The following is an 18,751-nucleotide window of genomic DNA, read 5'->3' on the forward strand; positions in this document are numbered from 1 at the left end:
TCACGTTGGTGCATCATGCGGCTCTTCGTTATGGTCATCACAGCGGGCAGACCAAACAGGCAGCGCAGCGATACACACAGGAGGGGTGAATGAAGATTATTAATGCCGTTTTACGCCACCAGCCGGGCTTGTATACGCTGCAATGCCATCAGGGCGTGATTGCCGCTATCACGGCGCAACCCGACACGTTACTCGTCAGCCCGGATAGCATTGATGCCGACGGGCAACTGGTTATTCCGCCGTTTGTCGAGCCACATATTCATCTGGATGCGGCTCTCACCGCGGGCGACCCGCAGTGGAACATGAGCGGCACGCTGTTTGAAGGCATTGAGCGCTGGAGCCAGCGTAAGGCGACCATCACCCACGAAGACACCAAGCGCCGGGCGCATGCGGCTATCGCTATGCTGCGCGATCACGGTATTCAGCATGTGCGCACGCATGTTGATGTGACTGACCCGACGCTGGCGGCACTCGAAGCAATGCGGGAAGTCAAAACCGAAGCCCGCGATGTTATCGACCTGCAAATCGTCGCCTTCCCGCAAGAAGGAATTGAATCCTACCCGGATGGCCGTGCGCTGATGGCGCGCGCCATCGCACTTGGTGCGGATGTGGTCGGCGGTATCCCGCATTTTGAGAACACACGCGAACAGGGCGTCAGCTCCATCAAGTTTCTGATGGATCTGGCAGAACATAGCGGTTGTCTGGTGGACGTCCATTGCGATGAAACCGACGACCCAAATTCACGTTTTCTGGAAGTCCTGGCAGAAGAAGCACGGGTCAGAAACATGGGCGAGCTCGTCACCGCCAGTCACACCGTTGCGATGGGTTCTTATGACAACGCCTACTGCGCGAAGCTGTTCCGCCTGTTGCACCGTTCAGGCATTCATTTTATCTCCTGCCCGACCGAGAGCATCCACCTGCAAGGCCGTTTTGACAGTTTCCCTAAACGCCGGGGCGTGACCCGTGTGGCAGAACTTGACCGTGCCGGTATCAACGTTTGCTTTGGCCAGGATTCCATACAAGACCCGTGGTATCCGCTCGGTAATGGCAACATTCTGCGGGTGCTTGATGCCGGGCTGCACATCTGCCACATGATGGGCTACAAAGACTTGCAACGCTGTCTGGATTTTGTCACCGATAACAGTGCCCGTGCGCTGCATCTCGGCGAGCGTTACGGCCTGGCGGTGGGCCGGCCGGCCAATATGGTGATTCTGGATGCACCGGACGACTATGAGGCGGTTCGCCGTCAGGCTAAAGCGCGCGTCTCGATTCGTCACGGGCAGGTCATCATGCAACGTGACACTGAACGAGTGCACCGGTTCGGGTAAACGACATCGCTCAGCCAGTCCGGCCAACCGTGCCCCAGCCAAGGCGTTGACCGCTACCGCAGGTGATGATGACACCACCTGCCGGAGAACATGCAGTATGGCTTATCTATCAATGACTCATTTACCGCCCGCCGTTTAGCTGCTCAATGCTCCTCCCCTGACTTACCTGCCCGTCATTACTGCAACCCACCAGATAGCCTGATCTTTTCGCTTGTCGCTGATTTTTTTTCCTTAAATTCAATGGGGCCTCTCAGAAGTTGCCGCTCATGGTCGATAATTTCTCTGATAGGGTTATTGGCTCAACATGAGTGACAAGAAAATTCGTGGGGCGCATCACGGCATCAAACCGGTTCACCTCTGCTTCGTCGCCCCGGTTTGATGCCAGCAAATACATTCACTTTAAAAATAATTAATCAAAAAATCAGAAACAAAACACACAGCACAAGCCGTAACAGCGCGTCCCGCATCGGATGGCAACATCATCACTGTCATGACCGTAATGCTGTGATGACAAATAATCGTGTGAGGGTGAATAACAACACTATTGCTATCACACTCTCGCTATGTTGTTGCCCGTTCGCCTGCGCGGTTTGTCATAAAAACAGCATGAATAGATGAGGTGAATGATGACAGGTTCTTCATGGAATACGGAAAGTCTGTTTCAGGCTATTCTTGACCGTTGTCCGGTAGGCATTGCCGTTATCAGTTATGACGGAAACTATGTCACCGTTAACCCCGCCTATAGCGCTATCTATGGTTACACCCAGGAAGAAATGATTAACCATCGCTTTACGATGGTGTTCCCCGAGTCCGCCCATGCATCCGTACTGGCTCGCCACCAGAACTTTTTGGATAATGGCGGCAGCTTAGGTGGAGAATGGACGGTGATGCGTCGCGATGGCACCGTCCTGACCGTGTGGTCTGAATCGGTTCCTTTTGCACAGCAAGGTTCTCGTGCCGACAGGCTGGTATACGTACTTGATATTACCGAACGGCAAAAAGCCCGTGAACAAATGAAGATAGCCGCCGCTGTTTATGAAAGCAGTCAGGAAGCCATCATCGTCACCGATACCAGCAATCGAATTATTGCTATCAACCCGGCCTTCACCCGCCTGACCGGCTATAGCGCCACGGACATCGTCGGCCAGCAGGCCAATATGCTGCGTTCACCACGACACGATCCCGCGTTCTATGATGCGATGTGGCAAACCATACACGCAGAAGGGCTGTGGATGGGGGAAATGTGGGATCGCAAGAAAGACGGCAGCGATTTTCTCAAAGAGATGACCATCAATGTGGTGAAGGACAGTGCAGGCAATCCTCTGAACTATGTGGGTATGTTCTCCGACATCACCCAGCGCAAAAAACAAGAAGAGCTCATCTGGCGGCAGGCTAACTACGATGCCGTAACCACGTTACCAAACCGCCATATGTTTCAGGACAACCTCGAGCGTGCCGTTGAACGCGCCAGGCTGAGTGGCAAGCCGATGGCGCTGATGCTGATAGACCTCGATCATTTCAAATCCGTCAACGACAGCCTGGGACACAGCGCAGGCGATGCGCTGCTGCTTGCCGTCTCAACGCGCATTACCGAGTATGTGCAGGGAGTCGATACCCTCGCTCGCCTCGGGGGAGATGAGTTTGCCATTATCCTGACCGATCTTATCCGCCTCGACGATAGCGAGCGCATGGCCAGAACCCTGCTCGAACAACTGGCACAACCGTTCGACATTGAAGGCGAAAGCATGCTGGTTTCGGCAAGTATCGGTATTGCCTTTTTCCCCAATGACAGCGACACACTGGACAACTTATTCAAAAATGCTGACCAGGCGATGTATGCCGCCAAAAGTGCCGGACGTAACTGCTTTCACTATTACACTCCCGCCCTGCACCAGGCTGCGCGCGCACGCCTGCGCATGACCAGCGATCTGCGCAATGCCATTGCCCATGAGCAGTTCGAGGTTTACTACCAGCCTATCATTGAGCTTGCCACCCATCGGGTGGTTAAAGCCGAGGCGCTGGTACGCTGGCATCATCCCACTCGCGGCATGGTCAGCCCGGCGGAGTTTATTCCCCTGGCCGAAGAGACCGGTATGATAGTTCCGCTCGGTGACTGGATAGCCCGCCAGGCGATTCACCAGCTCGCACAGTGGCGCAAACAGTTCGATGCCCATTTTCAGGTCGCCATTAACCAGTCTCCCATTCAGTTACGCTGTAAAGACTTTGCCGATATGGACTGGGTTCAAGAGCTGGCACGGCAAGAACTGGATGGTAGCGCCGTGATAATCGAAATTACCGAGGGGTTGCTGCTGAATGCAGAATCGCGGGTAAACAACAACCTGCACCTGTTTCGCGAAGCCGGTATACAAATCGCCATCGATGATTTCGGCACCGGTTATTCGTCGCTTGCCTATCTCAGAAAATTCGATATCGACTGCCTGAAAATCGATCGCTCTTTTATTGAAGACCTTGAAGGCGTCGGGTTCGAGCTGTGCGTGGCTATTGTCGCCATGGCACACAGCCTGGGCCTGAAAGTCGTGGCCGAAGGCGTCGAAACACCGCAACAGTGCAGCACGCTGGCACGCATCGGTTGCGACTATGCCCAGGGATTCCTGTTTTCGCGCCCGGTTCCGGCATGTGAGTTTACCGCCATGTTACAAGCCACGGCCAACACCTCGTTGACCAAATCACAATAGGCCGCTGGCAACACCTAAGATAAAGGTGGCCACACGATAAGATGACCAAACTATGATGAAAACAGGCCATCAGCGGCATCATCCGGCAGTCGGCCTTCACGACGCCGCTGCTGATAGCTGTGCTCAAACGTTTGCATACCGAATTGACTCCCGGTTTGCAGCAGGCTGAGTAACTGATGCGTTTTTCCTTCACGAATCAGGTGACTGACCGCCGGTGTCGCTATCAACACCTCAAATAATGCCACACGCCCGCCGCCAGAGGCGGGCAGTAATTTTTGCGCAACCACGGCTTGCAGGCTGGCGGCCAGTTGTGTGCGAACAAATGCCCTTTCTTCTGCGGGGAACACCTCCACCAGCCGTTCTACCGCGTGAACCGCACGGCGGGTATGCAGCGTCGCCAGCACCAGATGGCCGGTTTCGGCTGCCGTTAATGCCAGCTGGATAGTTTCCCGGTCACGCAGTTCACCCAGTAACAGCACGTCCGGGTCTTCACGCAGCGCCGCCCGCAACGCACTGCTGAAACCCTCGCTATGCCGGCCAATTTCCCGCTGCTGAATAAGACACTGCTGACCGCGATGCAAAAACTCAATCGGGTCTTCCAGTGTGATGATATGACGCGCACAGCGGTGATTCAGTGCGGCCACCATCGCTGCAAGCGTTGTCGATTTCCCGCTGCCGGTCGCCCCTGTCACCAGCATCAGGCCATCGGTACAGTTCAGCAACGTCTCCAGCACTGGCGGCGCACTCAACGCCGCCAAGTCCGGTGGCTGAGCGGGTATAAGACGCAAAGCAATCGACACCCCCAGACGCTGCATAAACAGGTTCGCTCTCAGGCGCGTGCCGTCTGGCAATGTCAGTGCACAATCGGTTTGCCCGTATTGTTGCAATTGTTGCTCGCAGGCAGGTTCGAGCCAATTGCGATACCACCTCTCAAGATCCGCATGCTGCAACGAAGGCGTACGGGCATCGGCCACCAGCGCACCATTAATGCGGCATACCGGCGGATAACCGCTACACAGGTGCAGATCGGAAGCATTCTGTTTTACACTAGACCTCACCCATTCACTCACATCCATTGACTGGCCTCCTGAATCATCATGACGACAACAATCGTGCAGCAAAATCTACAGGACGTGCGGCAAAGAATCCTGAACGCCGCAGCACAATGCGGGCGTGCGCCAGAAAACATTACTCTGCTTGCCGTTAGCAAAACCAAACCTGTGAGCGCCCTCGAAGAAGCCATTGCCGCGGGTCAGCGGGCATTTGGCGAAAACTACGTGCAGGAAGGCTGCGAAAAGGTGCGCTATTTTCAAACGCACCACCCGGAACTGGCGCTGGAGTGGCATTTCATCGGGCCATTGCAGTCCAATAAAAGCCGGGCGGTGGCCGAGCACTTTGACTGGTGCCATACCATTGACAGGCTGCGTATTGCCCAACGCCTGAGTGAACAGCGCCCGGCGCATTTACCGCCGCTAAATGTGTTACTTCAGGTCAATATCAGCGAAGAAGCGAGCAAATCCGGCGTACTGGCTGGTGACTTGCCAGCACTCGCCGCTGGCGTTGCCCGGCTGGCGAATGTGCGGCTGCGCGGGCTGATGGCCATTCCTGCGCCCCAGACAGACCACGCGCACCAGTTGGCGGTATTTCGCCAAATGACCGAACTTTTTCTGCAACTTAATGCGGATTATGGCACTTTGGATACCTTATCGATGGGCATGACCGACGACATGGCGGCGGCAATAGAAGCAGGCAGCACGCTGGTTCGCATCGGCACGGCCATTTTTGGTGCGCGTGATTACGCCACCCCGGCCTCTTAACGCCAGATAACCACAGACAGACCAACAGCGAGAATTCGATGGAACACCGTAAAATAGCCTTTATCGGCGCAGGGAACATGGCACAGGCGATTATTGCCGGGCTGATGGACAGCGGCTATCCCGCTGACCATATCTGCGTCAGCGCCCCTTCCACCACGCACCGCGATGCGCTGGCTGCCCGTTACGGCACCACCAGCCTGAGTGACAATGTGGCCTGCGCCCGCGCAGCCGATGTGGTGGTACTGGCCGTGAAACCGCAATTGATGGCGGGCGTCTGTGAGGCACTGGCACCGCATGTGGATTTCAGTGGCAAGCTGGTGTTGTCGATTGCCGCAGGCGTCAGTGTCGCGCGTTTTCGTCAGTTGCTGGGGGCGTCTCTCAATATCGTGCGCATTATGCCCAATACACCGTCGCTGGTGGGCAAGGGGATGAGCGGGCTGTTCGCCCCCGCCGGGGTGAACGACGCCGATCGCGCCTTCGCCGCCGGGCTAATGGAGAGCGTCGGGAAGTTGTGCTGGGTTGCCGACGAGTCGCAGATTAACGGCGTGATTGCCGCCGCAGGTAGCGCTCCTGCTTATTTCTTCCTGTTTATGGAAGCCATGCAGCAAGAGGCGATGCGCCAGGGGTTTGATGCCGATACCGCGCGCCTGCTGGTGCAGCAAGCGGCCAGCGGTGCGGCCGCATTAGTCGAAGCCAGCCCGGATGTTGCGCTGTCACAACTGCGCGAAAACGTCACTTCCAAAGGCGGCACCACCGCCGAGGCGCTGCGCGTGTTTAATGAACGCCAGCTCGGCCAGGCCGTCGCCGATGCCATGCAGGCGGCGGTACACCGGGCACAAGAAATGGAATCGCTGTTCTGATTGCTGTCTGAAACGTGACTTTTACTGAAGGAATGACCGTCTTATGTTGACCCTGACTTTTTTGGTCAAGACCCTGCTTGACCTGTACGTGATGGTACTGTTACTGCGTATCTGGATGCAGTGGACACGCAGTGATTTTTACAACCCGCTGGCGCAGTTCGTGGTCAAACTCACTCAGCCGATTATCGGGCCGTTGCGCCGCATCATCCCCTCGCTTGGGCCTATCGACAGCGCCTCGTTACTGCTGGCTTTTTTACTCACCACGCTGAAATACCCGCTGTTGCTGTTAATTCAGGTCGGCTCACTCTCGTTAAGCCCGATTAATCTGGTGGTCGGGTTACTGGCATTGTTGAAGTCTGCCGGTTATCTGGTGTTCTGGGTGGTGATTATCCGCTCGCTGATGAGCTGGGTCAGTCAGGGCCGCAGCCCGGTAGACTACATGCTCCACCAGTTAACCGAACCGCTAATGAGCCCTTTCCGGCGTATTTTACCGGCCACCGGCGGGCTGGATTTCGCACCAATGGCATTGATTCTGGTGCTTTATCTGCTTAACTACCTCGGCATGGACTTTTTCCCGGGGCTGTGGTTTTTGCTGTGAGTGCCATCAGTCATTGCGAAGACGGGCTGGTGATTCGGCTGTATATTCAGCCGAAAGCCAGCCGTGACCAGATTGTCGGGCTGCATGGCGATGAGCTGAAAGTCGCCATCACGGCTCCACCGGTAGATGGGCAGGCCAATGCCCACTTAATCAAATTCCTCGCCAAACAATTTCGTGTGGCCAAAGGCTGCGTGAAAATTGAAAAGGGCGAGCTCGGGCGTCACAAACAGATTAGAATCATCGCCCCGCAGGCCATCCCGACGGATATCGCGGGTCTTATCCCCTGAGTACCTTCTTCAAACAGTGCAGGAAAAACAGATGCAACAAGTGGTGTTAGCGACCGGTAATGCCGGTAAAGTGCGTGAACTCGCCGGTCTGTTGGCAGATTTCGGTCTTGATGTGGTGGCACAAACCGCGCTGGGTGTCGATTCTGCCGAAGAAACCGGTTTGACCTTTATCGAAAATGCCATTCTCAAAGCGCGCCACGCCGCCCGTGCAACCGGTTTGCCTGCCATCGCCGATGACTCGGGGCTTGCCGTTGATGCGCTGGGCGGTGCGCCGGGTATTTATTCGGCACGCTATGCCGGTGAAGAAGCCAGTGATAGCGAAAACCTGGAAAAACTGCTGATTGCGCTGAAAGCGGTGGCGGATGAACGCCGTCAGGCCAGTTTCCACTGTGTTCTGGTGTACCTGCGCCACGCCGATGACCCAACGCCGCTGGTGTGCCACGGCAACTGGCAGGGCGTCATCACCCGTGCACCGTCTGGCACGGGCGGTTTTGGTTACGACCCAATTTTCTTCGTACCGGCTCTTGGGAAAACCGCAGCGGAACTGAGCCGGGAAGAGAAGCATGCCCATTCGCACCGGGGGCAGGCGCTGCGTCAGTTACTGGATGCACTAAACCATGCTTAAGCTGCCGCCACTGAGCCTGTACATCCACATTCCCTGGTGTGTGCAAAAGTGCCCGTATTGCGACTTCAACTCCCACGCGCTCAAAGGTGAGGTGCCGCACGATGATTACGTGGCGCACCTGCTGGCCGACCTTGATGCTGACCTGCCGCTGGCAAGCCATCGCCCTGTGCACAGCATTTTTATTGGCGGCGGCACGCCCAGCCTGCTCAGCGCCCGTGCGATGCAGCAACTGCTCGATGGCGTGCGGGCGCGCCTGCCGCTGTCTGCAACGGCAGAAATCACCATGGAAGCCAACCCCGGCACGGTGGAAGCCGACCGGTTTAGCGGCTACCAGCAGGCGGGTATCAACCGCATTTCTATCGGCGTGCAGAGTTTCAGCGCAGAGAAACTCACCCGGCTTGGGCGCATTCACGGCCCGCAGGAAGCCATACGCGCCGCCCATCTGGCAGCAAGCCTCGGGCTTGGCAGCTTCAATCTCGATTTGATGCATGGCCTGCCCGATCAGTCACTGGATGAAGCGCTCGATGACCTGCGTCAGGCAATAGCGCTCAACCCGCCGCACCTGTCGTGGTATCAGTTAACCATTGAGCCGAATACCCTGTTCGGCTCACGCCCGCCGGTGCTGCCGGACGATGACGCGCTGTGGGAGATTTTCGAGCAAGGCCACCGCCTGCTCAGTGACGCCGGATATCAGCAATACGAAACATCGGCCTATGCAAAGCCAGGCTATCAATGCCAGCACAACCTGAACTACTGGCGTTTTGGCGATTACCTTGGCATCGGCTGTGGCGCGCATGGCAAACTGACGTTTGAAGATGGCCGCATTATGCGCACAGTAAAAACCCGTCACCCACGCGGTTACATGCAGGGCAACTACCTGCAACAGTGCAACGACGTCGCCATGAGTGAGCGGCCATTCGAGTTTTTCATGAACCGCTTTCGCCTGCTGGAGCCTGCGCCACGCGCCGATTTCACCGCCTATACCGGTGTGGCACAAAGTGCCATTGCGCACCAGATTGACGCCGCACTGGCACAAGGCTACCTGACGCAAACCCCGCAGCACTGGCAGGTGACGGCGCATGGCAAACTGTTTCTGAATTCGCTATTGGAGCAGTTTCTTAACGAAGAGTAGTGCGGCATACAACACCACGACAAGTAAGGTAAAACACCATGAAAACCCTCGCATTATTGGTTGCCACCGTGTTGATGGCAGCAACACTGAGCGGTTGTAACACCGCGCGCGGTTTCGGTCAGGATGTGCAAAAACTCGGTAGCACCATCTCCCATTCCGCCAGTTGAGCGAATGCCGCTCGCTCAGGGGCGGCATCAACAGCGAACAGCCGCGGGGGCGTATCGGGCCTGCGCTATCCGGCGGTGCGCATCGGGACATGAGGAATGCCATCCTCATCGTAGCCTGCGCCACACACCACAAAACCAAACTGCTGATAGAATGCTTGCAAGTGCGCCTGTGCCGACAGGTAATGCGCCCGCCCCGGCCAGTGGCGCGTGCAGGCCGCCTGTGCGTGCATCAGCAACTGCTGACCAAGCTGCTGGCCACGCACCTCCTGTGCCACCACCACCCGGCCAATCGTTACCGCATTCTGCCCGTCATGAGGAGCCAGCAAACGTGCGCAGGCTATCAGGCGGCCATTTTGCCAGCCAGTAATATGGCGGTGGCCGTCTATCAAATCCAGCCCGTCCAGATCCTGATACGCACAGCGTTGCTCAACCACAAACGCCTGACTACGCAGACGCAAAATGTCATACAGCGCGTAAACATTCAGGTCTTTCACACCCCAGTCATGCCAAATCAGACTCATCGCTACTCCGTTATTCGCGGCCCGCACGGCCTTTTTGCGCGCCATACCGCCTCTGCGTCAGTTGCATCCATCCCCACAGCGCCACTATCGACAGAGCAAAGAGCGCCCCGAAAACGCAACCAATCACCCGCACGGGTACCCCGAGTTTCACCGCCAGTGAATAGAGTGCCAGCATCAGCAACATGGCGGTATTTTCACCCAGATTTTGTACCGCAATGGCATTGCCCGCCCCAACACTTTGCTGGCCCCGCGCCTGTAATAATGCATTTAGCGGCACGATAAAAAAGCCGCCCAGCGCCCCCAGCAGCAGCAGGCAGGTATAGGCACTGATAAGGCTGTGCTGAAGGGTAAACACCACCACCATCACCCCAATCAACACGCCAGCAGGCAGACAACGGCGCACGGTTTCCAGCGTCACCAGCCTGCCTGCCGCCGCCGCCCCGATGACAATCCCCACCGCCACCATCGCGTTAAGCAATGTCGGTGTCGAATTATCATGGATACCCAGAGCCAGCGGCACCCACAGCACCAGTAAGAAACGCAGCGTGACGCCCGCGCCCCAAAACATACTGGTGCCAACCAGTGAAAAACGGGTTTCACCGTCACGCCATAGCTGGCGACAGGCTGAGAAAAATGCCTGGGTCATCCGTAACGGACGCCACGATACACCGGGGCGGGCTGCCGCAAGCCGAGGGATCATCACATTGGCGGCCAGCGCAATCGCGTAAGCCAGCGCACACACCAGCAACGCGCCATACAGATGCCAGTCAGCCAGAAGGCCTCCGGCGACAGAGCCGGTGAGGATAGCCGCAATGGTTGAGGCTTCCATCAGGCCATTGGCTTTGACCAGCTGACCGCCGTGAGTGATTTCGCCCAAAATACCGTACTTGGCCGGCGAATAGGCCGCGGCCCCCACGCCAACCAGCGTATAGCCCAAAAACGGATTACCCCCCAGCGCAATCAGCGAGGCACCGGTCAGTTTTAGCGCGTTGGCCAACATCATCACCCGGCCCTTGGCAACGCTATCGGCAAACTGGCCGACAAACGGCGCGAGCACGATATAGGCAGCGACAAACCCCATCTGTAAAAACGGCTGGCTCCATTCGGGGTAAGCCTGAGATTTCACCAGCGCCAGTGTGGCAAACAACAGGGCATTATCCCCAAAGGCAGAAAAAAACTGCGCCACCATTACCGCGTTCATGCCTCGGGAAAACAGAGAATCGGTCGTCGTGCGTGTCCCCGTCATTTCGGCTGCTCCGTCGCCGTCCCGGTGGCATCCGCCTGATGAAGCGTATCGGCAGGCTGTTGCGCCCATGCGCGCAGCGTAACAAAATCGGGCTTGCCGCTACCAAGCAGCGGCAGGCATTTCTGATAACGGATGTCGCGCGGCACCGCCAGTTCCGGCAACCCGTTCTGGCGCGCCTGCGCCAGCAGGCTCTCACGGGTTAATGTCACTTCGGTCGTAAACAGCACCAGCGCCTCACCCTTGCTGGCATCCTGACGTGCGCAGGCCACATGTTGCGCCTGTGGTGACACCTGACTGGCCAGTTGCTCAACCGCTTCCAGTGACACCATTTCCCCCGCAATTTTGGCAAACCGCTTCACGCGGCCGATGATGGTGCAAAACCCGGCCTCATCCAGAGCGACGATATCCCCGGTGTCATACCAGCCCGCCTCACGCACGCCCTGTGCGTTGAGAGCCGCCGGGCGCTCCAGTTCACCGGGATGTTCGACCCGCAGATACCCTTGCATTACATTCGGCCCGCGCAGTTGCAGGCAGCCACCGCGCTCAATGCCGGCCACCGGTATCAGCCGGGCGTCAATGCCCGGCAATAAACGCCCGACGCTTTGGCCCTGACAGGCCATCGGGACATTAATTGCCACTACCGGCGCGCACTCTGTCACGCCATACCCTTCCAGAATGCGAATGCCAAAACGCGCCTGCCAGCTATCACGCACCCGCTCAGAGAGCCTTTCCGCGCCGGCAACCACATAGCGCAGGCGGGCAAAATCATAGGGGTGGGCAAAGCGGGCGTAATGACCAAGGAAGGTCGAGGTGCCAAACAATACGGTGCAGTTTCGGTCATACACCAGTTCCGGCACAATGCGGTAGTGCAACGGGCTTGGGTAGAGAAACACCCGTGCACCGGTCAGCAGCGGCGTTAACAGCCCCACCGTCAGCCCGAAGGCGTGAAACAGCGGCAATGCCGACATAAACTTATCGCGCGGGGTGAAATCGGCCACGCAGCGGATCTGCTCTACATTGGCAAGCAGGCTGTCATGGGAGTGAACCACGCCTTTAGGCTCACCTTCCGACCCCGAGGTAAACAGGATAACGGCGCTATCCTCCGCCTGCTGCGCCGCAGCCGCACGCCACGGAAATAGCCAATGCAACACAATCCAGGCTTTATCAGCCAGCGTTACCGTTGCTTTCAGATCTTCCAGATAGACCCAGTTGGCCTCACTGACTTGTGCGGGCAGGTGGGTCAGCTTGCCTTTTTCCAGAAACTGCCGCGAGGTCACAATGGTTTTCAGGCAGGCGGCACGCATCGCACTCTGAATGCCTTTCGCCCCGGCGGTATAGTTCAGCATCGCCGGGATGCGGTTGCCTAACGAAGCCCCCAGTATCACCGCCGCCGTGACGGTGGTATTGGGCAGCAAGACGCCTATCGCCTCCCGCTCGGCGCTAAAGCGTTGCACAATGCGCGACACACCAAGCACTTTTTTCAACAAACCGTGATAGCGATCTTCCTTCAGCGTGATGTCTTCAATACATGGGCTGCTGTAGCCATAACGGGCGCAGGCCGCCAAAAACGCCTGATAGAGCGTATGGCGCGGACGCACAGCCATGCGCGCCTGCATCATTATCTGGTGCAGTGCCTCCCCCGCTTTTTCCCGGCGCTCACGGCCTGAGGCAGCCACCGGCATAGCCAGCGTTTTTGGCGGCAGAAAATGCAGGGAAATGTTAGGGAACAGACGACGGCGCACCACGCCGCCCAGGCGACCAAACGGCGAGAACTCCGCGCCTTCGATGCGTACCGGCACCACACTCGCCCCGGTGCGCGCAGCCACAAACGCGGCACCGCTGTAGACTTTCATCAGCGAGCCGGTCACGGTAATGCGCCCTTCAGGGAACACCACCACCGGGCGGCCAGCCTCCACCAGGCGGATAAGCTGCTTGATGGCCAGCGGTTTGGTGGGGTCGAGCGGCAGAAAATCAATATACGGTGACAGCCAGCGCATAAACCAGCGGTTGGCGATATTCGAATACACCGCAAACACCGGTCTGGCGGGCAGCGGCAAAAACAGCGCCATAAGCGCGCCATCCAAAAAAGAAACGTGGTTTGGCGTAATCAAGAGCCTTGGCTGTCGGAAGACGCTTTCATCGCCAGTTATTTCAATACGATACAGGCTCTTTAGTAACCAGCGTAAAAAGGTATAAATCATCCCGCCTCTCCCGATATATTTTACCTGCGGCCCTGCCCGGTCTGGATGTGCCAAAACGCTCACCATACCATAAACCGTTGCGACATCCGTCATCCAAACGCCCGCTGATAGCGTCACCTCACGGGCGGGTTATCGGGCCGAACAGTATGATTTTAGGAGAATAAAAAGCGCAGGCAAAAAAAAACCTACGCATCCGCGTAGGTTGGTGCAATTTGAATGGTTCAATGTGAAGAACACATCGATTTGTCACCCATCAATACCTCTGGGACTTGCTACTCTAAAGAGAGTGCGGTGGGATAACTAGCGCAGAATCGAAAGATAAACGTTCGAAGTGCAACCAACTGTAAAATTCTCAGGAGGAGTGTAATAAAGGCGTGAAAATGCACGAATAACCTGACAGTGACACGCCTGTCCACGCCCGTTTCACCCACTGAACAGCCACCATGCGGCCCGTTGGCAGCCGCGCTAAACTGACGATGGCCAAAGTTGCGATCGCCACCTCTTGCGGTAGTGCGCCAATTCCGTGACACTCAGGCTGTCCGTCCATTTGGCACACTCATTTAGAGTCAGCAAGCACAGGAAATCTCATGGCCACCATTAAGGACGTCGCCAGACTGGCAGGCGTATCGGTCGCAACCGTCTCTCGCGTCATTAACGATTCGCCAAAAGCCAGTGAACAGGCCCGCAGCGCCGTTCTTCAGGCCATGCAACAGTTGCAGTACCATCCCAATGCCAACGCCCGCGCCCTGGCACAGCAATCCACCGAAACCCTTGGGCTAGTGGTGTCTGATGTGTCTGATCCCTTTTTCGGCACCATGGTCAAAGCCGTAGAGCAAGAAGCCTACCGCACAGGAAATTTCCTGCTGATTGGTAATGGTTATCATCTGGCGCACAAAGAGCGTCAGGCTATCGAACAGTTGCTGCGCCATCGCTGTGAAGCGCTGGTGGTTCATGCCAAAACCATCACCGATGACGAGCTATCACAACTGATGGCGCAAGCGCCGGGAATGGTGCTGATTAACCGCATTCTGCCGGGGTATGAAGCACGCTGTGTGGCACTCGATAACCGCCACGGAGCCTGGCTTGCCACCCGACATCTCATTTTACAAGGGCACCGGCAGATAGGCATTCTGTGCTCCAACCACGATATTTCTGATGCCGCAGACCGCCTCGCCGGGCACCGGGATGCGCTGGCCGAGCACGGTATTGCGCTCGATGAGCAACTGATTGCCTACGGTGAGCCGGATGAAACCGGTGGCGAGCAGGCCATGACAGCCTTGCTGGAGCGAGGCCGACCCATGACGGCGCTGACCTGCTACAACGACCCGATGGCCGCCGGTGCGCTGGCGGTATTGAGCGATAACGGTATCGACGTACCGAGGGATATGTCGCTGATTGGCTTTGATGATGTACTGTTATCGCGCTATCTGCGCCCGCGGCTGACCACCATCCGTTATCCGATAACCGCGATGGCGACCCAGGCCGCGCAAATGGCACTGGCGCTCGCCAACAACACGCCGCTGCCCAACGCCATCAACCTGTTTCATCCCACGCTGATTCGCCGCCATTCCGTCGCCAGTCTGAATAATGGGCACTAAATTAGTAAGGCATTAAGACGCAGCAGACACTGGTAAGTCCCTTTAGCTGAAGGTAATGGTTTTACGGCGTCAAAAACTGTGCTGAGGCAGGCGACTTCGCCGGGTGAGCGGCAGGACGCCGCGAAAACCCGTGCCGTGCCGGACAAAAACGTCGGGAACGTTTTTGAACAGCGTTTACGCTGGCCCGAAGGGCGAGCCCCAGGGATGGGGCGAGTAACCACGTCACGGGTGGCCCGAATAGCGAAGGCGAACACCGAAGGCACCGCGCCAGCGGCACGGTTTAGCCCTCAGCCAGTGGTCAAGGAGAGGCGGCGTTTGAGCCTCTCCTTGTCGTGCGTGCGACGATGTTGCAAAGGGATACCAACGTCATCAAGCACGAAATTTCTCCCCACTCGCAAATGAATCGGCAGTAAAAAACAACAAGGCTGTTTGTAGACAGCACAAATCAGCCGAGAGAACGGTGGTACAGCCGTACCTGCTTATCGGGGTACTCGGGTGCATCGCCGATGTAACGCCAGCCGTGGCGCTCGTAGTAACCGCTAAAACTGGCGTACAGGTAGAGAGAGTCAAAACCGCGTTCGCGGCTGAATTCGATGACAAAACGCTGAAGATCCGCCCCCAGACCGCGATCGCGGTAGCGTTCGTCCACATACAGCGCCGCCAGCCACGGGGTTAAATCCTGGCGGCTTATCAGATCACAGCGCCACAGCCCGACCGTACCGACCAGTTGGTCGCCTGCCAGCGCCACGAACGTCAGCGGCAGCGCCTGCTTATCCATGCTGTGATGCACCACACTGGCAAAAAAGGCCCGGTTGACACCATCGCCAAACGCCTGCCATAGCCAGTCGGCAACCTGCGCCTCAAAGTGCGGATAATCCGCCAGATAGCCAATCGAGACAGGAGAGCCTATCGTTGCCTTAGATTCCATCGTCGTCATACTCAGACCAGTTTTCCCTGAAAGATAGGCACCGAATCGAACAGGTAGCCGTCAAATTCCGGCGCTTCGGCGTCAGAAATTTCCATCAGCGTGGTTTTGACGTTTTCCAGATGCTGCCACATCGCCTGATACGAGCCGCTGACGTCGCGACGACGCAATGCCGCCAGTATCGTCTGGTGATCCGCCAGCCATTTCAGCCGATAACCGTGGTTGCCGACATGGCTGTAAAGCTGCTGCCAGATGGGGCTTTCGTCCCGGCAAGACCAGATATTGCTGACGGTTTCCAGCAGCATCTGGTTTTGGGTCGCCCCTGCTACCTGCAAGTGAAAGATTTTATCGAAATCGCTGCGGTAATCGTTCGCGGCGATAGCCGCCTGTTCCTGCTCCAGCGTGCGCCGCAGGATATCAATGTCATTGCGGGTCACCATGCGGGCAGCAAACGCGGCAATATTGCTTTCCAGAAACTGACGCGCCTGCAACATTTCAAACGCACCGATACGGTTTTGCGCATTTGGCGACGGCTCTTCCGCCGACGGCACGCGCAGCACATAAACGCCCGACCCCTGACGGATATCCACCGTGCCTTCCAGCTCCAGCATCAGCAAGGCTTCACGCACGATGGTGCGGCTCACGCCGTAGGTTTCCGCAATATTCCGCTCCGGCGGAAGACGCGCCCCGACCGGGTACTCCCCCTGCTGGATTTTCTCCCGCAGGTCACACCCTATTTCCTGGTATTGCTTTCTGTCTTGTAGAACCACAACCTTCGTCACAATGCCACCCCGAACAGCTGAGAATTGAACACCGCTGCCGCCCCGACACGGGGCCGGATACCAGGCTGCTTCCTTTCGTCATCGTCACTGCGGCTTCACACCGCGTTCGTCAGGTCCACAGCCTAAACACGAGCCGGTGCGTCGTCCTACACCGGCTCACGTTTACAGCAATCAAACTCAGTTTACCAAACTCAGCGCCTGATCGAGTACCTTTGCACCGTTCAGGGTGCCGTAGGCCACCGAGTCGATAACGGCGATAGGAATGTGATACTCGTCGGTCAGTTTTTTGTTTTCCGTCAGCTTGAAGCGCACCTGGCGGCCCAGCAACACGGCGATAATGTCATTGCCGTAAGTCTGCAACTCATCGCGCAGGTTCTGTTCCGGGATAGCGTAAATCTGGTATTCCATACCGCGCGCCGCCGCTTCTTTTTCCATTTTAGTCACCACCAGCGAGGTAGACATGCCTGCCGAGCAGGCCAGTACGATCCGTTTCATCTTTCCCCCTATTTCTCTTCATCGTCCAGTTCGAGCGCCAGCACGCCGCTGTCCCGTACCTGTCGAAACCAGCTGGCCGATTTCTTCGCTCTGCGCTGCCGGTCGTGTTCCAGGTCTATCTCAATCAGGCCGTAGCGGTTTTTAAACGCGTTCATCGGCGAGACGTTGTCGGTAAACGCCCACAGCATGTAGCCCAGACAATTGGCTCCGTCTTCACGCGCCTTCAGCGTCCAGTAAAGATGCTCGGCGATAAACGCGATGCGGTAGTCGTCCTGTATCACGCCGTGACTGTCTTTGAACTGGCCTTCGTTTTCAATCCCCATGCCGTTTTCCGACACAAACCAGGGCACGTTGCCGTACTCCTCTTTCAGGCGCATCGCCATGTCGTAAATAATGCGGGGGTTAATCTCCCAGCCGCGCGACTTGTTCATGCGGCGGCCAGGCAGCTCGAAATGCTCGTAATAGTAAGCAGGGTGGAACGGCGTATTGCTGTGCCACGCCCGGCTGGGCGCTTTGACCCGGTGCGGGTAATAGAGATTGATGCCCACCTCATCCACGGTATTGGCGCGGATAATCGCCAGCTCTTCCTCGGTGTAATCCCACTTCACCTGATGCTTTTCCAGCAGCGCCAGCAGCTCCGCCGGGTATTCGCCTTTCAGCGCCGGGTCGAGAAAGACCCGGTTGTAGAACAAGTCATACAGGCGCGCCGCCGCCACATCATGCGCCGCGCTGGAGCGCGGATAGGTAACTTCCGGGTTGAGGATCACCCCGATGCTGCCGCCCTGCCGGTGGTAACCGTTATCGCGGAACAGCTGCACCACTTTGGCGGTTGCCAGATTCTTGTGGTGGTTCCACTGCATCCAGACGCCGGTGTCCTGCTGGTAAGGGTAGCGCACCGCGTCCAGATAGACGCGGGTCTGCACCACAATCGGCTCGTTAAAGGTGAACCAGCGTTTGACTTTGCCAGCGTAGCGGGCGAATACGGCGTCGGCATACTGCACGAACCACTCCACCACCAGCTTTGATGACCAGCCCTGATATTTCTCGAACAGCACCGCCGGGAGCTCATAGTGTTCCAGGCACAGCATGGGTTCGATGCCTTCACGCTGCATTTCATCGATCAGGTTATCGATGTAGGCGGCGTACTCTTCATCCACCACGCCGTTTTCATAGTCCAGCATGAAGCGTGACCAGTTAATCGAGGTACGAAAATGCGTCAGCCCAGCCTGCTTCATCAGCGCCACGTCTTCGCGGTAGCGGTTGTAGAAATCGGTGGCGACCGCCGGGCCGTAGCCGTTGTGCCACACCTGACGATCGCGCTTGTACCACAGATCCAGATAGGAATCCTGCCCGCTTTTCTTGCCTGACCACCCCTCGGTCTGCCAGGCGGACGCCGCCGCCCCCAGAATAAAACCTTCAGGCAGGGCCATTGATACCTTGCTCATTACCGTTCTCCCTTAGATTCAGTATTGC

Annotated in this window: 18 protein-coding genes; 10 read left to right on the forward strand and 8 right to left on the reverse strand. The window is 57.1% G+C overall.

Annotation, left to right across the window (positions count from 1 at the left end):
* Positions 1-89: 89 nt before the first annotated feature.
* On the forward strand, positions 90-1,328 hold the full coding sequence (gene codA / locus DAQ1742_RS16430) for a cytosine deaminase (RefSeq protein WP_035343982.1): 1,239 nt from the start codon (positions 90-92) through the stop codon (positions 1,326-1,328).
* Positions 1,329-1,951: 623 nt separating this feature from the next.
* Positions 1,952-4,024 carry a sensor domain-containing protein gene (locus DAQ1742_RS16435; protein ID WP_232046539.1) on the forward strand — a complete coding sequence of 691 codons (2,073 nt, stop codon included), beginning with the start codon at positions 1,952-1,954 and terminating at the stop codon, positions 4,022-4,024.
* Between the two features lie 50 nt (positions 4,025-4,074).
* On the opposite strand, the gene DAQ1742_RS16440 is transcribed toward DAQ1742_RS16435, so the two are convergent.
* Entirely contained in the window at positions 4,075-5,100 is a 1,026-nt protein-coding gene (locus DAQ1742_RS16440) for a type IV pilus twitching motility protein PilT (RefSeq protein WP_035343986.1), read from the reverse strand.
* Between the two features lie 21 nt (positions 5,101-5,121).
* Between DAQ1742_RS16440 and DAQ1742_RS16445 the strand changes: the two genes are divergently transcribed.
* Genes DAQ1742_RS16445 through DAQ1742_RS16475 form a run of 7 tightly spaced genes read left to right on the forward strand, consistent with a single transcriptional unit; the run spans position 5,122 to position 9,510 of the window.
* Positions 5,122-5,841 carry a YggS family pyridoxal phosphate-dependent enzyme gene (locus DAQ1742_RS16445; RefSeq protein ID WP_035343988.1) on the forward strand — a complete coding sequence of 240 codons (720 nt, stop codon included), beginning with the start codon at positions 5,122-5,124 and terminating at the stop codon, positions 5,839-5,841.
* Between the two features lie 38 nt (positions 5,842-5,879).
* Complete coding sequence (proC, locus tag DAQ1742_RS16450) at positions 5,880-6,701, forward strand: pyrroline-5-carboxylate reductase (protein ID WP_035343991.1); 822 nt, start codon at positions 5,880-5,882, stop codon at positions 6,699-6,701.
* A 43-nt stretch (positions 6,702-6,744) separates the two neighbouring features.
* Positions 6,745-7,299, forward strand: a complete 555-nt coding sequence (locus tag DAQ1742_RS16455) for a YggT family protein (RefSeq protein ID WP_035343993.1) — start codon at positions 6,745-6,747, stop codon at positions 7,297-7,299.
* Positions 7,296-7,586 carry a DUF167 family protein YggU gene (gene yggU / locus DAQ1742_RS16460; protein ID WP_035343995.1) on the forward strand — a complete coding sequence of 97 codons (291 nt, stop codon included), beginning with the start codon at positions 7,296-7,298 and terminating at the stop codon, positions 7,584-7,586. Before DAQ1742_RS16455 ends, yggU begins: the two co-directional genes overlap by 4 nt.
* Before the next feature lie 31 nt (positions 7,587-7,617).
* Positions 7,618-8,211, forward strand: a complete 594-nt coding sequence (rdgB, locus tag DAQ1742_RS16465; RefSeq protein ID WP_035343997.1) for an RdgB/HAM1 family non-canonical purine NTP pyrophosphatase — start codon at positions 7,618-7,620, stop codon at positions 8,209-8,211.
* Positions 8,204-9,343, forward strand: coding sequence for a radical SAM family heme chaperone HemW (hemW, locus tag DAQ1742_RS16470; RefSeq protein ID WP_035343999.1), 1,140 nt, complete (start codon positions 8,204-8,206; stop codon positions 9,341-9,343). Before rdgB ends, hemW begins: the two co-directional genes overlap by 8 nt.
* A gap of 38 nt (positions 9,344-9,381) precedes the next feature.
* On the forward strand, positions 9,382-9,510 hold the full coding sequence (locus tag DAQ1742_RS16475; RefSeq protein ID WP_035344002.1) for an entericidin A/B family lipoprotein: 129 nt from the start codon (positions 9,382-9,384) through the stop codon (positions 9,508-9,510).
* A gap of 65 nt (positions 9,511-9,575) precedes the next feature.
* Here the strand turns inward: DAQ1742_RS16475 and DAQ1742_RS16480 are convergent, their stop codons facing one another.
* Genes DAQ1742_RS16480 through aas form a run of 3 tightly spaced genes read right to left on the reverse strand, consistent with a single transcriptional unit; the run spans position 9,576 to position 13,478 of the window.
* Positions 9,576-10,031 carry a GNAT family N-acetyltransferase gene (locus DAQ1742_RS16480; RefSeq protein WP_035344004.1) on the reverse strand — a complete coding sequence of 152 codons (456 nt, stop codon included), beginning with the start codon at positions 10,029-10,031 and terminating at the stop codon, positions 9,576-9,578.
* A gap of 10 nt (positions 10,032-10,041) precedes the next feature.
* Complete coding sequence (gene lplT, locus DAQ1742_RS16485) at positions 10,042-11,277, reverse strand: lysophospholipid transporter LplT (RefSeq protein ID WP_035344006.1); 1,236 nt, start codon at positions 11,275-11,277, stop codon at positions 10,042-10,044.
* The gene (gene aas / locus DAQ1742_RS16490) at positions 11,274-13,478 is read right to left on the reverse strand and encodes a bifunctional acyl-ACP--phospholipid O-acyltransferase/long-chain-fatty-acid--ACP ligase (protein WP_035346304.1); all 2,205 of its coding nucleotides are present in this window, start codon (positions 13,476-13,478) and stop codon (positions 11,274-11,276) included. The genes lplT and aas overlap by 4 nt, the downstream gene beginning before the upstream one ends.
* Positions 13,479-14,065: 587 nt before the next feature.
* On the opposite strand from aas, the gene galR reads away from it, so the two are divergent.
* Positions 14,066-15,076, forward strand: a complete 1,011-nt coding sequence (gene galR / locus DAQ1742_RS16495; protein WP_035344008.1) for an HTH-type transcriptional regulator GalR — start codon at positions 14,066-14,068, stop codon at positions 15,074-15,076.
* A gap of 445 nt (positions 15,077-15,521) precedes the next feature.
* Here galR and DAQ1742_RS16500 read toward each other — a convergent pair whose 3' ends face one another.
* The 4 genes from DAQ1742_RS16500 to DAQ1742_RS16515 form a co-directional block, all read right to left on the reverse strand.
* Positions 15,522-16,013: a GNAT family N-acetyltransferase gene (locus tag DAQ1742_RS16500; RefSeq protein ID WP_035344010.1), complete on the reverse strand. Its 492-nt coding sequence runs from the start codon at positions 16,011-16,013 to the stop codon at positions 15,522-15,524.
* 2 nt (positions 16,014-16,015) lie between these two features.
* Complete coding sequence (locus DAQ1742_RS16505; RefSeq protein WP_035344012.1) at positions 16,016-16,783, reverse strand: FCD domain-containing protein; 768 nt, start codon at positions 16,781-16,783, stop codon at positions 16,016-16,018.
* 177 nt (positions 16,784-16,960) lie between these two features.
* The gene (locus tag DAQ1742_RS16510) at positions 16,961-17,278 is read right to left on the reverse strand and encodes a PTS sugar transporter subunit IIB (RefSeq protein ID WP_180706178.1); all 318 of its coding nucleotides are present in this window, start codon (positions 17,276-17,278) and stop codon (positions 16,961-16,963) included.
* An 8-nt stretch (positions 17,279-17,286) separates the two neighbouring features.
* Positions 17,287-18,723: a glycoside hydrolase family 1 protein gene (locus tag DAQ1742_RS16515; protein ID WP_035344016.1), complete on the reverse strand. Its 1,437-nt coding sequence runs from the start codon at positions 18,721-18,723 to the stop codon at positions 17,287-17,289.
* Positions 18,724-18,751 lie beyond the last annotated feature (28 nt).

This window comes from Dickeya aquatica, assembly GCF_900095885.1.
GTDB classification, from domain to species: Bacteria; Pseudomonadota; Gammaproteobacteria; order Enterobacterales; family Enterobacteriaceae; genus Dickeya; species Dickeya aquatica.